14 protein-coding genes are annotated in these 15,916 nt (G+C 37.1%); 5 read left to right on the forward strand and 9 right to left on the reverse strand.

The genetic code is table 11. From position 1 onward, the window contains the following. Window positions 1–20: 20 nt before the first annotated feature. The 4 genes from SJY37_RS01270 to rsmG all read right to left on the reverse strand — a co-directional run bounded on the left by SJY37_RS01270 (window position 21) and on the right by rsmG (window position 3,302). Complete coding sequence (locus SJY37_RS01270; RefSeq protein WP_298328795.1) at window positions 21–1,115, reverse strand: hypothetical protein; 1,095 nt, start codon at window positions 1,113–1,115, stop codon at window positions 21–23. 51 nt (window positions 1,116–1,166) lie between these two features. Continuing rightward, on the reverse strand, window positions 1,167–1,967 hold the full coding sequence (locus tag SJY37_RS01275; RefSeq protein WP_298328798.1) for a hypothetical protein: 801 nt from the start codon (window positions 1,965–1,967) through the stop codon (window positions 1,167–1,169). Beyond that, a complete protein-coding gene (locus SJY37_RS01280; RefSeq protein WP_298328801.1) occupies window positions 1,951–2,520 on the reverse strand; it encodes an RNA polymerase sigma factor in 570 nt (189 codons plus the stop codon). Before SJY37_RS01280 ends, SJY37_RS01275 begins: the two co-directional genes overlap by 17 nt. Window positions 2,521–2,672: 152 nt before the next feature. Continuing rightward, the gene (gene rsmG, locus SJY37_RS01285; protein ID WP_298328804.1) at window positions 2,673–3,302 is read right to left on the reverse strand and encodes a 16S rRNA (guanine(527)-N(7))-methyltransferase RsmG; all 630 of its coding nucleotides are present in this window, start codon (window positions 3,300–3,302) and stop codon (window positions 2,673–2,675) included. A 199-nt stretch (window positions 3,303–3,501) separates the two neighbouring features. Here rsmG and SJY37_RS01290 point away from each other — a divergent pair, with 199 nt between their 5' ends. The 5 genes from SJY37_RS01290 to SJY37_RS01310 all read left to right on the forward strand — a co-directional run bounded on the left by SJY37_RS01290 (window position 3,502) and on the right by SJY37_RS01310 (window position 9,678). Next, window positions 3,502–4,599, forward strand: a complete 1,098-nt coding sequence (locus SJY37_RS01290; protein ID WP_108876857.1) for an acyl-CoA desaturase — start codon at window positions 3,502–3,504, stop codon at window positions 4,597–4,599. Window positions 4,600–4,710: 111 nt separating this feature from the next. Beyond that, entirely contained in the window at window positions 4,711–5,895 is a 1,185-nt protein-coding gene (locus SJY37_RS01295) for a pyridoxal phosphate-dependent aminotransferase (RefSeq protein ID WP_298328808.1), read from the forward strand. Window positions 5,896–6,162: 267 nt separating this feature from the next. Next, window positions 6,163–7,947 (forward strand): DUF885 family protein, encoded by a 1,785-nt coding sequence (locus tag SJY37_RS01300; protein WP_298328811.1) that lies wholly within the window; start codon window positions 6,163–6,165, stop codon window positions 7,945–7,947. 60 nt (window positions 7,948–8,007) lie between these two features. After that, window positions 8,008–9,171, forward strand: coding sequence for a formate-dependent phosphoribosylglycinamide formyltransferase (gene purT, locus SJY37_RS01305; protein WP_298328813.1), 1,164 nt, complete (start codon window positions 8,008–8,010; stop codon window positions 9,169–9,171). Window positions 9,172–9,177: 6 nt separating this feature from the next. Further along, window positions 9,178–9,678: a MepB family protein gene (locus SJY37_RS01310; protein ID WP_298328816.1), complete on the forward strand. Its 501-nt coding sequence runs from the start codon at window positions 9,178–9,180 to the stop codon at window positions 9,676–9,678. 21 nt (window positions 9,679–9,699) lie between these two features. Here the strand turns inward: SJY37_RS01310 and SJY37_RS01315 are convergent, their stop codons facing one another. From SJY37_RS01315 to carA, 5 genes are all read right to left on the reverse strand, one after another. After that, complete coding sequence (locus SJY37_RS01315; RefSeq protein WP_379952707.1) at window positions 9,700–10,614, reverse strand: dimethylarginine dimethylaminohydrolase family protein; 915 nt, start codon at window positions 10,612–10,614, stop codon at window positions 9,700–9,702. Between the two features lie 86 nt (window positions 10,615–10,700). Continuing rightward, the gene (locus tag SJY37_RS01320) at window positions 10,701–11,198 is read right to left on the reverse strand and encodes a GyrI-like domain-containing protein (protein WP_298328822.1); all 498 of its coding nucleotides are present in this window, start codon (window positions 11,196–11,198) and stop codon (window positions 10,701–10,703) included. A 102-nt stretch (window positions 11,199–11,300) separates the two neighbouring features. Then, entirely contained in the window at window positions 11,301–12,587 is a 1,287-nt protein-coding gene (locus tag SJY37_RS01325; protein WP_298328824.1) for a citrate synthase, read from the reverse strand. A gap of 742 nt (window positions 12,588–13,329) precedes the next feature. Continuing rightward, window positions 13,330–14,619 (reverse strand): phosphopyruvate hydratase, encoded by a 1,290-nt coding sequence (gene eno, locus SJY37_RS01330; RefSeq protein WP_298328826.1) that lies wholly within the window; start codon window positions 14,617–14,619, stop codon window positions 13,330–13,332. 151 nt (window positions 14,620–14,770) lie between these two features. Further along, the gene (gene carA, locus SJY37_RS01335) at window positions 14,771–15,883 is read right to left on the reverse strand and encodes a glutamine-hydrolyzing carbamoyl-phosphate synthase small subunit (protein WP_298328829.1); all 1,113 of its coding nucleotides are present in this window, start codon (window positions 15,881–15,883) and stop codon (window positions 14,771–14,773) included. Window positions 15,884–15,916 lie beyond the last annotated feature (33 nt).

Consider the following 15,916-nt stretch of genomic DNA (forward strand, 5'->3'; position numbering starts at 1 on the left):
GCGAAAGCGTAACAACTAACCTATAAGTCTAATCGCAATCCAAGAGAAATATTATTTACCTCTCCTAGCTCTACCGTTTTAAACGCCGAACTCAAATCGTACTTAGCATACAAGCTAAGGTCTCCAGTTACTCTTATGTAACTTGACAGTCCGTAAACTAGGTTATCACCGTCGTAGTCTTGACGTGACTTCGTCTTTATACGGTCTCCGTTTTCTTTGTATTTTAATTTTTGCTGAGTTCCTAAGCGCACCCCTGCATATCCACCTATTCCCATTCTAAATTTGCCACCCGTTCTGTAACGCACATAATCTTCCTTCTGTTCTTTCTTCCATCCTCCAAATTCAAAATGCAACGGCACCACAAGGTTTGTCACTCTGATTTTTGCCTTTTTAAGATCAAATGGAAATTCTTGAAAAGTATTTCCTCCTTCTAGGCTTTCTAAAGTTCTGTTGTCTTTAATAGATAAGAAATTGCTTTGTAAAGAGAGTCCGTACTTAAACTGTAGTGCTCCAGAATTTTTAAAAACTCTCGTTTTCCAAGCGTAACCCAACTCCACAAACGTAGATTTACCTATAGAAAAGTCATCACCTATATCTGCATCATCACTTATCGCATTATTAAGACCCATTGCAAAAACGGTTTCCCCATAGGTGCGTCTGTCATAATTTGTTACTCCAGGTTTATTTCTATTTACAGCAACTCCTAATACTCTATTACCATCTCGATCAACACCTCCTAATCCTATCTCAACCGAAGTTCCATAATAGGGATTCATGTGTCCAGTACGCTTCACTAATTCTATTTGATTATCAATAATTGCTAACTCATTTTCTATATTAAGTGCTATTTCTTCTGCTGCTTCTTTTTTTCTCTCCTCTACTTCAGCAGCGCTTAGATCTAGCTTCTCTTGTTGCGCATTTATATATTCAATACGTCTTTTAAGTGTTTGTTTCCAGTTTTCTGTTAATTGCTCTTTTCTTTTTTCTAGAGCCGACACTTGGCTCACGATATCCTCAGAGACTTCTTTCTTGACCTCCTCAACCTCTTGTGCTTGTACATTTTGGGCAATGATGGCCACTGTTGCCACAAGGGCAATTTTAATAATTGACTTCATAATTGTTTGTGTTTTATGCGCTCGATGATGGCGCGTTATTGATGAATTTTCTTAATTATCTTTATTTGCAACTGCTTCTACAGCTCTATTAAATTCTTTTTTGAGCGTGCGGAACATTCTATCTTTAAAAGAGTCTGGATCAACCTCTGCCTCTACATCTAGCAGTAATTCGTTTGCATTTACCACTGGAGTTTGTGCTTCATAGATTTTCTGTCGCTTTATTTCAGTTTGTGCATTTTTAAGTAGCATATCCACCTCATCATCCGTTACAGAATGGTCACTTGCATCAAAGAATGTTACGCCATTATTTTCTTGAGACACATAAGCCTTATTAAGTGACTTATCACTTACGATTCCGTCATTATCCTTATCTACCTTAGCTACGGCATTATTTTTAGTTGGAGCAACTGTGGCTGTTGGCTTATAATTATTGCGATAGGTTTTGGTAGCTTCAGTATTAGTTTTTTGCTTCGCATCACGCTTTCGCGAAAGCGTAACTTCATCCTTCTCCACCTCTGCTGCAGCATCTTTTTTTACAACCTCCACCACCTGTATGTTCTCAGTGTTCCTTAAATTAATATTACTTGCATCTTCTTTATCGATGGTATTATTAATAGTTTCTGGCGTTTGTACTATTTGATTTTCTATTCCATCAGTATCACCTCCAAAAATGATAGCTGTAAGAAAAACACCTGCAATAAAACTAGCTGCAATAGCAAGCCAGAACACCATGCCATTTTTCTTTTTACCCTGCTCCGTCTCAAGTTTACCCTCTATACGATCCCAAGCAGATGCGGTAGGTGCTATACGGCGACCTTCCAACTTTTCTTTAAAATTATCTTCTAACTTCATTGGTCCCATTATTAATTAATTCTTCTTCAAGTTTTGCTTGCAATTGCTTCCTTGCCTTGAACAACTGACTTTTTGAGGTGCTCTCACTTATTCCTAGTGTAGTCGCTATCTCCTTGTGTTTGTATCCCTCTATAGCATACATTATAAAAACTACACGGTATCCCTCTGGCAGATCATCTATTAAACTCTGGATGTGTGCCACCTCGAGATCTGTCTGGATATTACTTATAGCATCGTTGCTTTCAATCTCACCATCTTCTGTGAAGTACAACTTCTTTATCGCACGTAAGTAAGAAATGCTTTCCCTTACCATAATCCTGCGTATCCATCCCTCAAAGCTCCCTGCATTTTTAAAACTATCCAGCTTTGTAAATACTTTAAGAAAACCATTACACATGGCCTCCTCTGCCTGATGTACATCCTTTATATAATAACGACACACACTTAGCATCTTAGGCGCGTGCTGCTCATAGAGCGCTCGTTGAGCATCTCTATTGCCTTTTATAGCTTTTTTAATAAGCTGTTTCTCGTTATTAAACTGTATGACTTTCATACTTGATTGATGGATTTCTATCTATAAAGACGCAAGCTCTTTATAAAAGGTTGCCTCGTGTATTTAAAAAAGTTTTTAAATAAAAAATTCCAAAGTCTATAATAAGTATTCTTACTATAAACTTTGGAATTAAATATATGACTATAAAAGTTTTACCCCTTAAACTTCACAGGTAAGTGTACTACCTTTTTAGTTTCAAAAAACTCTTCTTCAAAAAATGAAGGAAGTTCATAGATGGTGGTAGTCGTATACTTTTGAAGCTCTTCTGTAAGATCGCCACCTTTTAAGTAAAGAATTCCATTCTTGAGTTCGTGAGTAGACTTTTTGGCAACTCTACCTTTTACCCAGTGTACAAATGTTTCCATTTGGGCTACTGCGCGAGAAACTACAAAGTCATATTGATCCTTTACGGTCTCAACGCGATCGTTTGTTGTCTTTACATTTGTAATACCAAGGCCCTCTACAACCTCATTTACTACTTTGATTTTTTTACCAATGCTATCTACTAGGTGAAAATTCACCTCTGGGTGTAGTATCGCTAGTGGTACTCCTGGAAATCCTCCTCCAGTACCCACGTCAAGAATTTTACTTCCAGGGTTAAATCGCTGTACCTTTGCAATGCCCAGTGAGTGTAGTACATGACGTAAGTATATTTCATCAATATCCTTACGGCTCACAACATTGATTTTAAGATTCCAGTCGTGGTATAGATCCTTCAATTTTGAGAATTGCTCGATTTGAGTTTCGGTGAGATCAGGAAAGTATTTTAATATGATATCCATTAGTAGTATATTAGGACTGTAAAAGTACCATTTTACTCCCTATTATTTTAACGCAGGTTCATAGCTGTGAGCGGGATTAAGTATTACTTTTACAAGGCTATTATAAAAGAAATACTTTTTCGCGAAAGCGAGAGAAAAACGCTACACACAGTGCAATATCTTGAATTAAAGTGCGCTATGTTAGAGTAATTACAACATTATGGAAAATACAATTAAATTTTCGCGCACGGACTCAGCAAAATTCTTCAGAACGCTGAATAAACGTGTAAATTCTTATTTTAAAGAAAACGACATCAAACGCACAGGTAACTGGAAATTGTACCTCAAGGCGATTATCATGTTTGCTATATACTTAGTACCTTATTTCTTATTCTTAACTCTTGATATGCCTACGTGGCTGCAATTACTTCTTACTGTTGTAATGGGTGTAGGAATGGCTGGAATAGGTATGAATGTTATGCATGATGGAAATCACGGTTCATTTTCTAGTAAAAAATGGGTTAATAAATTAATGGGTAGTAGCATCTATATACTAGCTGGTAATGTGTACAACTGGCAAGTACAGCACAATGTACTTCACCACACTTATACTAATATACACGGCCACGATGAAGATATGGAAGCTGGACGCGTATTACGTTTTTCAAAACATGGAAAATGGCACTGGGCTCATAAATTCCAGCAGTACTACTCTGTGTTTTTATATGGACTTCTTACTTTTAACTGGGCACTTACTACAGATTTTTTCCAAATGAAACGCTACATGAAGCGCAAACTATCTTATGGAAAACTACAAAGTCCTGCGAGACAATGGAGCACACTTCTTATCACTAAATCGATTTATCTAGGTATGTGGATTGTGATCCCGATGATTGTGATGGATCTTGCATGGTGGAAAATTCTAATAGGATTCTTTATTATGCACTACGTAGCTGGAGTAATTTTAAGTGTGATTTTCCAACTTGCACACATGGTTGAAGATGCTCACATGCCATTACCTGATGAAACAGGAACCATGAAAAATACTTGGGCGATACACCAATTATTTACTACAGTAAATTTTTCTACTAAAAATAAAATCATGAACTGGTTTTCTGGAGGTTTAAACCACCAGGTAGAACACCACATCTTCCCTCACATTAGTCACGTACATTATACAAAGATTAGTAAGATTGTAAGAGAAACAGCAAATGAGTTCAACCTTCCTTATCATGAGTATGAAACAACAAGAAAGGCGCTTGTTGCTCACTTCAACCACCTAAAAAACATGGGAATGAAACCTGCGATTACTGCATAAAACAAGCGTAATTTTTCAGAAAATATCAAGTGCCAAATCTCTTAAGGATTTGGCACTTTTTGTTAACTTGCAGTACAAAACTTATATCAACATAATATATAATCTCCTAGTATGAATAAACTATCTACCCGTGTAACAGAAATGGCTACCTCTGCAACACTAGCAATGGCTGCCAAAGCAAGAGAATTAAGAGCAGAAGGAAAAGATATCATAGGTTTAAGCCTAGGAGAACCAGATTTCAATACTCCAGACTTTATAAAGGATGCCGCAATACAGGCAATAAATGACAACTATAACTCATACACTCCTGTAGATGGTTATGTAGAGTTAAAAGAGGCAATCATCACAAAATTTAAAAGAGACAACAAGCTCGATTATAAACTACCGCAAATTGTAGTTTCTACTGGAGCAAAACAATCACTTGCTAATATTGCATTAGTATGTCTTGATCCAGGTGACGAGGTAATACTACCATGCCCTTACTGGGTAAGCTACTCAGATATTGTGAAAATAGCAGAAGGTGTGCCTGTTGAAGTACCAACTTCTATAGATACTAATTTCAAAATGACTCCTGAGCAGCTTGAGGCAGCTATTACTCCTAAGACTAAGATGCTTTGGTATAGCTCTCCTTGCAACCCTTCTGGATCTATTTACAGTAAAGAAGAATTACGTGCACTAGCAGACGTTCTTGTTAAGTATCCAAACATCATCGTTGTAAGCGATGAGATATATGAGCACATCAACTATGTAGGTGAGCACGCTAGTATGGCTCAGTTTCCAGACATGTACGATCGTACAGTTACTGTAAACGGTGTGTCAAAAGCTTTTGCAATGACGGGATGGCGTGTAGGTTACATAGGCGGACCAGAATATATAGCTCGCGCTTGTAATAAAATGCAAGGACAGATTACTAGTGGTACAAACTGTATCGCTCAACGTGCGGTGATAACAGCTCTAGAAGCTCCAGTAAGCAAAGTACAATACATGATAGACGAGTTTAAAAGTCGTCGAACTTTGATATTAGACTTACTAAATAATATTGAAGGTTTTAAATGTAACGAACCAGAAGGTGCATTTTATGTATTCCCAAATATCTCTTACTACTTTGGAAAAACGCTAGGTGGAACAAAAATAGAAAACGCTTCAGATTTTTCACTCTACTTACTTGAAGCGGCAAATGTTGCGACGGTTACTGGTGAAGCATTTGGAAATCCAGACTGCATACGTATATCTTATGCAGCTAGTGTAGACAACATAAAGGATGCAATTAAACAGATTAAAGCTGCTGTTTCATAGTTCTTATTAATTACGCTTTCGCGAAAGCATAACAAAACAAAACCCGCTAATCTATTAGCGGGTTTTTTAATATCTGTAATTCCACAATAAGTCTTAATATTCTTCTGTGTAATAAGGCACCCAAGCGACCATATAATTTACTTGTGAATAAGTATCTTAGTAACGTAATAGTGAGTGTGAGAATACCGCTTTCGCGAAAGCGCAACAAACACCTTAAAACAACGTAAACTGCAGAAAACTATAGCTGCAACATCTATAACCTTCCTTATGAAAAAAACACTACTCGCAGGAATAATGGCCTTAAGCCTAATAGCCTGTAAAAACGACGCCCCAACAGAAACAGCTAGTACAGCAGACACATCACTAGCTTTTAACAATGTGCTAGACAACTATTATGAAGACGGACTAAAGCTTAACCCGCTCAATGCGACAATGTCTGGTGACAATAGATATAATGACAAATTTCCAGATGCATTATCTCAATCTCATAAGGATGCAGTAAAGACTTATTATAGCTCGTACCGCGACTCTATCCAGCAGTTTAACGACAGTGACCTTACAGACACAGAGAAGATGAGCAAAGAGGTGTTACTTTGGGATATTGCCATCAATCTAGAAGGTATGGAGTTTAAAAAAGACCTTACCCCTATAGACCAGATGTGGTCTCCACATCTTATGTTTGGCCAGCTTGCGAGTGGAGCGAGTGCGCAACCATTTAACACTGTAGAAGATTACCACAACTGGCAAACACGTGTAGACGAATACCTAGTATGGCTCAACAGCTCAGAGCAAAATATGCGTCAAGGAATGAAAGAAGGCTACGTACTTCCTAAGTCTCTTATTAAAAAAATTATCCCTCAAATGGATGCTATGACAGAGGCAACTGTAGAAAATCACTTGTTTTACAAGCCCGTAGCAAACTTTCCAGAAGGAATAACAGACGAAGATAAAAACACTTTACGCACAGATTACGTTGCGATGATAGAAGGTAAAGTAATCCCTGCTTATGCAAAGATGCGCGACTTTTTACAAAATGAGTATCTAGCTGCTGGTCGTGATAGCTCTGGCTATAGTGACCTACCTGCAGGTAGCGATTATTATGACTATGCTATCAAGCTCTACACTACTACTACAATGAGTGCAGACGAGATACACCAACTCGGACTGAGCGAGGTTACTCGCATACGTACTGAGATGGAAAAAGTAAAAGAGCAAGTTGGCTTTAAAGGAGATTTAAAAGCATTTTTTGATGATGTACGTACTAACAAAAAACTAATGCCGTACAGTACTCCAGAAGAAATTATTGCAAATTTTAATGCAATGCATGAGACTATAAAGCCTCAAGTAGATTTACTTTTTAGCGTGCAACCTAAGACGGCTTTTGAAGTGAGACAGACAGAGGCATTTAGAGAGAACTCTGCAAGTGCAGAGTATAATCCTGGATCGCTAGATGGAACTCGACCAGGTATTTTTTACACACCTATACCAGATGCTAGCAAGTATAATGTATACTCAGATGAGTCATTATTTTTACATGAGGCTGTCCCTGGACACCACTTCCAAGTTTCTCTAACACAAGAAAGCGAGACACTACCACAGTTTAGAAAAACATTATGGTATAGCGCATATGGTGAAGGCTGGGCATTATATACAGAGTCGCTTGGTAAGGAGTTGGGACTCTATACAGATCCTTATCAATACTTTGGAACACTAGGAGCTGAGATGCACCGCGCAGTTAGACTTGTAGTAGATACTGGAATCCACACTAAAGGATGGAGCCGTGAAAAGGCGATTGCTTACTGTTTAGATAATGAAGCAGAAAGTGAAGCAGGTATCACATCAGAAATTGAGCGCTATATGGCAAATCCGGGACAAGCGCTTTCTTATAAAATTGGCCAACTTAAAATTAGAGAGTTGCGCACAAAAGCAACCCAAGAGTTAGGTGATAAATTTGATATCAGAGAGTTTCACAAAGAAGTACTTGAGACGGGATGTATCCCACTTGCACTACTTGAAGAAAAAATTAATGCTTGGATTGAAGAAAGTAAATAATACCGCTTTCATGCAAGTGAAGTTTACACAGAGCTTGCCGAAGTGCGAAAGCAAAACATTATGAATAAAAAGATAGTATTACTAGGCTCAGGAGAACTGGGAAAGGAATTTGTAATTGCAGCACAACGTCTTGGTCAAACTGTAATTGCGGTAGATAGTTATGATAACGCTCCTGCAATGCAAGTAGCAGATGGTCGTGAGGTGATAAATATGCTTGATGGCGACGCTCTAGATAGACTAGTCGAAAAGCACAAACCTGATTTTATTGTTCCAGAAATTGAGGCAATTCGCACAGAGCGCTTTTATGATTATGAAAAACAAGGATATACCGTAATCCCAAGCGCAAAGGCTGCCAACTTCACAATGAATCGCAAATCTATACGTGACCTAGCAGCTAAAGATCTTGGCTTAAAAACTGCAAGCTATCGCTATGCAACATCTGCAGAAACATTACAAAAAGCAGTTAAGGAAGTAGGAATCCCTTGCGTGGTAAAACCCTTAATGTCTTCGAGCGGAAAAGGGCAATCCACTATCAAAACACCAGATGATATTCAACGAGCTTGGGACTACTCTCAAGCTGGATCAAGAGGAGATGTCGCCGAGGTGATTGTGGAGTCTTTTGTAAATTTTAATTATGAGATTACACTTCTCACTGTTACACAAAGAGATGGTGAGACGCTGTTTTGCCCTCCTGTAGGTCACCGTCAAGAACGAGGAGACTACCAAGAAAGCTGGCAACCAGCAACTATGGAAGATGCTCATCTTAAAACCGCTCAAGAAATGGCAGCTAAGGTTACTGCTGCTTTGGGAGGAGCTGGTTTATGGGGCGTAGAATTCTTTGTAGGTGATGATGGTGTTTACTTTTCTGAACTCTCACCTAGACCACATGATACGGGTATGGTAACTCTGGCAAACACTCAAAACTATAATGAGTTTGAGCTTCACTTAAGAGCAGTTTTAGGACTACCCATAAAAGAAATTACTCAAGAACGTATAGGTGCAAGTGCCGTGATTCTTGCAACTAAGGAATCTGATAATCCATCTTTTACGGGTATAGAAAATATTGCCGCAGCTTCTAAATGTGACTTCAGGCTTTTTGGAAAACCTACCTCCCGCCCATATAGACGTATGGGAGTTGTAGTAACGTATGACGAACTAAGTGGCGATATTAAAAACGTTACCAAAAGAGCAAAAGAACTTGCTGCGAAAGTCACTGTGAATTAACAAATAATGACCTCTAACCTGAAACAAATTAAAGCGAGCATTTATGACAAATGCTCGCTTTATATTTCGGATTATCATGACGAGCTCGAAAGCAAATCCTACGGTGCCTGTACATTTACGCTAGCAGGCTTTAATATTACATGTAGAGATGCGAAAGTAACACCTAAAAAAGTAGGCCAATTTGTAACGTTCTGGAAACGATTAGAAAGTGGAGAGATTTCACCTTTTCACGAAAGTGATCTTATTGATTTTTATGTAGTAAATGTAAAGACAGAAAATAAGCTAGGGCAATTTATCTTCCCGAGATCAATACTTATGAAAAAAGGAATCATATCAACCCAAACTAAAGAAGGCAAGAGAGCTTTTAGAGTTTATTCAGCATGGGATACTCCAAATAATAAACAAGCTCTAAAAACCAAAAAATGGCAATTAGACTTCTTTTATGAAGTAAGTAAAGACGTAGATATGGATTTTATTACATCCCTATTTACATCCTGTGAAAAATAATAAAATGCGTTAATGTAATAACTACTCTCTTATAAGCGGCAGTGTACTACATCTGAGTAATCCTTCTTGCTTTGCAATCTCTGCATAAGCAACTTCTTCAACAGTAATATTTTGATCTCTTAACCAAGTATTTAGACGAGTAAAATTACGTTCAGAAATTACTACTTCTGGCGATATACTGAATATATTAGAATTCATATTAAACATCTCTTGAGACGAGATTTCAAATACATTTTCTTTTCCGTAATGGTTTAACAACCAGTTATACTCATTTTCTTGAAGGAACCCATTTTTATGCAATATCGCTTTTCCATCTCCTACTGGCTGGAAACAGCAATCTAAGTGAAGTGCGTTACTGTATGGATCTGTGTTTGATTTTCTAAGATCAAATGACATTACTTTTTTATTTGGAAACAACTCCTGTATCATCCCTACGGCAAACATGTTTGTACGTGCAATGATATAATCTGGATAGTCCGCCCCTCTATATGTCCCAATGAAGACATGATCATCTGCAAGCATCACATCCCCACCTTCAATGTGTGCTTCTTCTGGTAATCTAAACACATGTGTTGGCGCCACTTGCTTTATAACATGTTCAATAGCATCTATTTCTTCTTCCCTATCAGGGAGAATATTAGCCTTAAAAAACTTATCGTCAATCACAAATCCTATATCCCTCGTAAAGATCTGATTCATATCTTTTATAAGTTTAGGTCTATATACCTCTACATCATACTTCTTGAATATAGTCGCTACTGCTTCCATCTCTGGAACCATGTCTTTTTCAAGAGGATATGTACCTTCTTTAATATGAAGCGCCGACTTAGGATCATAAGCATCTTCAAGTGATGGCGTAGGTCCATTACTTTCTGCAGTTCCTAAAACCACGGCTTTAAGACGTGACGTTTCGTTTTTTACATTGAGTTTAAGCATAGCGTGAAATTACAAATTCCACTCTTGAAATCCCAACAACAACGATTAAGTAACATAAAAAATATAGTAATTGAATGTGAGTAAAACTATACGATTGGAATCCAGACATCTTCTTGCGCATCTGGGTGATTAGGTCCTAAATAATCCGAACCCATGTACTCATAATGTGGTCTATGATCTAATTGATACCCAGACTGCGGAAGCCATTCTTGATACACATGGTGAGCAAATTTTCCAAAATCACGTGTGGTCCCTTTATATGAAAAAACAGCCCATTTACCCTTTGGGATTTTCAACACTTCTAACTCCTTTGGAATATCATCTTCGTTAAATACCGCTACTGCCGCCCATTTCACAAACTTGGTTTCTGGTGTAAAAGGAATAGACATAAAATTATCTGCATAGCACTGCACGCTATAACTCCCATCATTAGACTTGTTATGGATTGACTTTTTTAATGGTCCAAAAGTTTGCCATAATTGCATTGTAGTATTATGAGATAAAGACATTGTAGTCTTTAAACCTGCAAGTATAAGTTCTGCTTGCTCTACAATAACTGGTAATGGATGGTTGGTATCTTTCACGAAAGTGAATTTACAAATTATTAAACAGTCACATTCTGACTTTTTGAGCATAAAAAAAGAGCAAACGAAATGTTTGCTCTTTTATATTTTATTACTGAGTTCTTATCTCTCCGAAACTTCTTTAAAAGATCTTAAGTTTTCACCAGTATATACCTGACGTGGACGTCCGATAGGCTCTTTACCCAATCTCATCTCTCTCCATTGAGCAATCCATCCTGGAAGACGACCTACTGCAAACATTACAGTAAACATCTCTACTGGGATATCAAGTGCACGATATATAATTCCTGAGTAGAAATCTACGTTTGGATATAATTTACGGTCTACAAAATATGAATCTTCAAGAGCTTCTTTTTCAAGTCCCTTAGCTATATCTAATACAGGATCTTCTATTCCTAATTGAGTAAGAACATCATCTGCAGCTACTTTAATAATCTTTGCTCTAGGGTCAAAGTTTTTATAAACTCTATGCCCAAAGCCCATTAAACGGAAAGGATCTTCCTTATCCTTAGCCTTAGCCATATATTTCTTAGTATCACCACCATCTTCTTTGATAGCTTCTAGCATTTCAATTACAGCTTGGTTTGCTCCACCGTGCAGTGGTCCCCATAATGCAGAAATTCCTGCAGAAATAGATGCAAATAAACCAGCATGTGATGATCCCACTATACGTACTGTAGATGTAGAACAGTTTTGCTCATGATCTGCATGTAAGATTAGTAACTTATCTATAGCCTCAATAACAGCTTTGTCCACCTTATACTCCTCATTAGGCTTTGCAAACATCATCTTATGGAAGTTCTCTACATAACCAAGAGAATTATCTCCGTAATCAAGAGGTTGACTCTTTTTCTTGCGCATTGCCCATGCAGCTAGTACTGGAAACTTCGCTAGAAGTTTTACAATAGCAGCATACATATCTTCTTCAGAATCTACATTTACAGTAGAAGGATTAAATGCTATAAGTGCAGAGGTAAGCGCACTTAACACACCCATAGGGTGTGCAGACTTAGGAAAACCATCTAAGATTTTCTTCATATCCTCATCTACGTGAGATTCAGATTTGATATCTGCGTGAAATTTATCTAGTTGTTGTTTTGTAGGAAGCTCTCCAAAAATCAATAAATAAGCTGTTTCAAGAAAATCTGCTTTCTCTGCAAGCTCTTCTATTGAATAACCGCGGTATCTAAGAATTCCTTTCTCCCCATCTAGAAAAGTAATAGCGCTCTCACAAGACCCTGTATTTTTATAACCTGGATCTATCGTCGTGATTCCTCCAGTAGCTCCTCTGAGCGTCTTTATATCAATTGCCTGCTCCTTCTCAGTTCCTGTAATTATTGGGAACTCGTAACTTTTTCCATCTATCGTTAGGGTTGCTTTATCTGCCATCTATCGTTATATTTTTCTTTTTTTATTCTATTGTTTGAAGTTAGGCTAAATTACAAAAAAGAAGTCTCATTTTTTAACATATGGACCTCATAGAAGGTTAAAAATTAATTAAATTCTTACTAGATAAGATATGAGAGAATTTTCCAAATATAGAAGAAACTTATATACAGGCTTTTTACACAAAGGCAGATATGCTGTTTGTAGAATAATAAAAAAGGACATGTACCGTAGCACATGTCCTTTACCCAACTTAAATCTAGATTTTGAATCTCTTCAAAATCCATTTAAAAAAAGAGCGAGTGTACAACATCGAAGCGTAACTGCCCGCTCTTACCCAACTTAAAGTCATACTTGCTTGTTTATTCACTAACGATGCAACGAATGAGCCAGGTAAAAATTTAAAGAACTATATAGATTTAAAATTCGCTTTCGCGAAAGTAAAACCTACACAACTTCTAAAGATCATAATTTGGAAATATAAAATTAATGCATTTGAACGTGTTCACAACAGTATATGTGTAAGATTTTACCTACTTTTCTATTTTTACATTAAACACTGAATTATAGTAGTAATAACCAATAATTTAAACAAGAAAGAATGCTACTATTTTTAATTTTAAAAGAAAAATTACATTTCACTAAGCACATAAACCTCAAAATCCTTTATTAGTCGAATAATGTAGAAATAAAAATGCCCTCTCATTGAGAAGGCATTTTTCAAATAATATAATTCTTATAGTTATTACTTTATCTTAAAAGCATTCATAGCCGGGAAGTATGCTGTATCAGCAAGCATCTCTTCTATACGAATAAGTTGATTGTACTTTGCCATACGATCAGAACGTGAGGCAGAACCTGTTTTAATCTGTCCACAGTTAAGTGCTACAGCTAGATCTGCAATCGTATTATCTTCAGTTTCTCCAGATCGGTGAGACATTACAGAAGTATAGCCAGCATTATGTGCCATATTTACAGCTGCAATTGTTTCTGTAAGAGTACCTATTTGATTCACCTTAATAAGGATAGAGTTTGCAATTCCTTCATTTATCCCTCTTGATAAACGCTCTACATTAGTTACAAATAAATCATCGCCAACAAGTTGTAATTTATCACCAATCTTATCAGTAAGATATTTCCAACCTTCCCAGTCATTCTCATCCATTCCATCCTCTATAGATATAATTGGATATTTATCTGCTAGCTCAGCCAAGTAATCGGCTTGTTCTTCACTAGTACGTATTTTTCCGGTTTCACCCTCAAATTTTGCATAGTTGTATTTCCCATCTACATAAAATTCTGCTGCGGCACAATCTAGAGCTATCATAATCTCGTCACCCCAAGAGTAACCAGCTTTTTCTACAGCTATTTTCACACTATCAAGCGCATCTTCTGTGCCGTCTAATGCTGGAGCAAATCCTCCTTCATCGCCTACCGCTGTACTCAGGTTACGGTCATGTAATACCTTTTTAAGGTTATGAAAAATCTCAGTTCCCATTTGTAATGCATGACTAAAGCTCTTAGCTTTAACTGGCATTACCATAAATTCTTGGAATGCTATAGGCGCATCACTATGTGACCCCCCATTAATAATGTTCATCATAGGTACTGGCAGTGTATTTGCACTTACTCCACCTATATATCTATATAACGGCATATTCAATTCGGCAGCTGCTGCTTTTGCACAAGCAAGAGAAACACCTAGGATTGCATTTGCTCCAAGCTTTGATTTGTTTGGAGTGCCATCAAGATCTATCATAAGCTGATCAATAGCGTTTTGCTCAAAAACAGATACTCCAAGTAATTCTGGAGCAATTAGCGTATTTACATTTTCAACTGCTTTCGATACACCTTTTCCCATAAAAGCATTACCACCATCACGCAACTCTACTGCCTCGTGCTCACCTGTAGAGGCTCCAGAAGGAACAGCTGCCCTTCCCATTACACCTAATTCAGTAAATACATCTACTTCAACAGTTGGGTTTCCTCGTGAATCAAAAATTTGTCTAGCGTGAACTTCTATGATTATACTCATGTTATAGTTGTTTTATTAGTTACGTAAAAATACGATTTTGATGATGATTTTGTGAAGTCAATGTTCTTTTGTAGCGATAACGTTTTCGCGAAAGCATAAATTTTAAAATAAAAAAATCCCCATCTTAATAATTAAGATGGGGATTAAATTTTTAAGCTGTGACACTTTTAATATTATCTATAAATTGATCGAACAAATATGTTGCGTCGTTAGGTCCAGGGCTAGCTTCTGGGTGATATTGAACTGAAAAACAATTCTTATCCTTAAGCTTAATTCCTGCAACAGTGTTATCATTAAGGTGAACGTGCGTTATCTCCACATCGTTATTAGATTCTGTTTCTTCTCTATTTATAGCAAAGCCATGGTTTTGAGAAGTAATTTCTCCTTTACCAGTAACCAAGTTCATTATAGGATGATTGATCCCACGGTGTCCATTGTGCATTTTATAAGTAGAAATACCATTTGCGAGTGCTATCACTTGATGCCCTAAACATATTCCAAATAATGGATCGTTTGCACTAATGATATCTTTAGCAACTTGTATTGCGTTTTCAAGTGGCTCAGGATCTCCAGGTCCATTAGATAAAAAATATCCGTCTGGATTCCATTCTTTCATCTCCTTATAAGTAGTATTATACGGGAAGACTTTTACGTACGCTCCTCTTTTTGCAAGGTTTCGTAAAATGTTACGTTTGATACCAATATCTAATGCTGCAACCTTAACCTCGGCATTTTCTTCGCCAAAATAGTAAGCATCAGTGGTTGATACTTTTGAGGCTAATTCTAGTCCGTTCATATCAGGAACATCAGATAACTGCTTTTTCAAACCTTCAATATCATCTACAGAAGTTGAAATAACAGCATTCATAGCACCATTATCACGTATGTGTGCAACAAGTGCTCGAGTATCGACATCTGAAATGGCGAAAAGCTTACTGTCATTTAAAAAAGATTCCAGAGACTCTTCTGCATCTTTTCTTGAGTATGTGTAGCTAAAATTTCTACAAATTAATCCAGAAATCTTTACAGTGTCAGACTCAGTCTCAACATCTGTTGCTCCATAATTACCTATATGAGCATTTGTAGTTACCATTAACTGACCAAAATAGGATGGATCAGTAAAAATTTCTTGATAGCCTGTCATTCCTGTATTAAAACAAACTTCACCAAAAGAAGTTGCTTCTTTATCTCCTACAGATTTACCGTGAAAGATTGTTCCGTCTGCAAGTAATATTATGGCTGGTCTTCTAGATTGATATTTCATTTTTTGTTTTTTCCTTACAGAAGGCAAAAGTAG

The organism is Dokdonia sp. R78006 (assembly GCF_042466145.1).
Lineage (GTDB): Bacteria > Bacteroidota > Bacteroidia > Flavobacteriales > Flavobacteriaceae > Dokdonia.

Bases quoted from the DNA above. Each gene is read 5' to 3' on its own strand.
- SJY37_RS01315 (WP_379952707.1), bottom strand. From the start codon at position 10,614: ATGCTTAAACTCAATGTAAAAAACGAAACGTCACGTCTTAAAGCCGTG.
- purT (WP_298328813.1), top strand. From the start codon at position 8,008: ATGAATAAAAAGATAGTATTACTAGGCTCAGGAGAACTGGGAAAGGAA.
- SJY37_RS01280 (WP_298328801.1), bottom strand. From the start codon at position 2,520: ATGAAAGTCATACAGTTTAATAACGAGAAACAGCTTATTAAAAAAGCT.
- SJY37_RS01295 (WP_298328808.1), top strand. From the start codon at position 4,711: ATGAATAAACTATCTACCCGTGTAACAGAAATGGCTACCTCTGCAACA.
- carA (WP_298328829.1), bottom strand. From the start codon at position 15,883: ATGAAATATCAATCTAGAAGACCAGCCATAATATTACTTGCAGACGGA.
- SJY37_RS01300 (WP_298328811.1), top strand. From the start codon at position 6,163: ATGAAAAAAACACTACTCGCAGGAATAATGGCCTTAAGCCTAATAGCC.
- SJY37_RS01310 (WP_298328816.1), top strand. From the start codon at position 9,178: ATGACCTCTAACCTGAAACAAATTAAAGCGAGCATTTATGACAAATGC.
- SJY37_RS01290 (WP_108876857.1), top strand. From the start codon at position 3,502: ATGGAAAATACAATTAAATTTTCGCGCACGGACTCAGCAAAATTCTTC.
- SJY37_RS01270 (WP_298328795.1), bottom strand. From the start codon at position 1,115: ATGAAGTCAATTATTAAAATTGCCCTTGTGGCAACAGTGGCCATCATT.
- eno (WP_298328826.1), bottom strand. From the start codon at position 14,619: ATGAGTATAATCATAGAAGTTCACGCTAGACAAATTTTTGATTCACGA.
- rsmG (WP_298328804.1), bottom strand. From the start codon at position 3,302: ATGGATATCATATTAAAATACTTTCCTGATCTCACCGAAACTCAAATC.
- SJY37_RS01275 (WP_298328798.1), bottom strand. From the start codon at position 1,967: ATGAAGTTAGAAGATAATTTTAAAGAAAAGTTGGAAGGTCGCCGTATA.
- SJY37_RS01325 (WP_298328824.1), bottom strand. From the start codon at position 12,587: ATGGCAGATAAAGCAACCCTAACGATAGATGGAAAAAGTTACGAGTTC.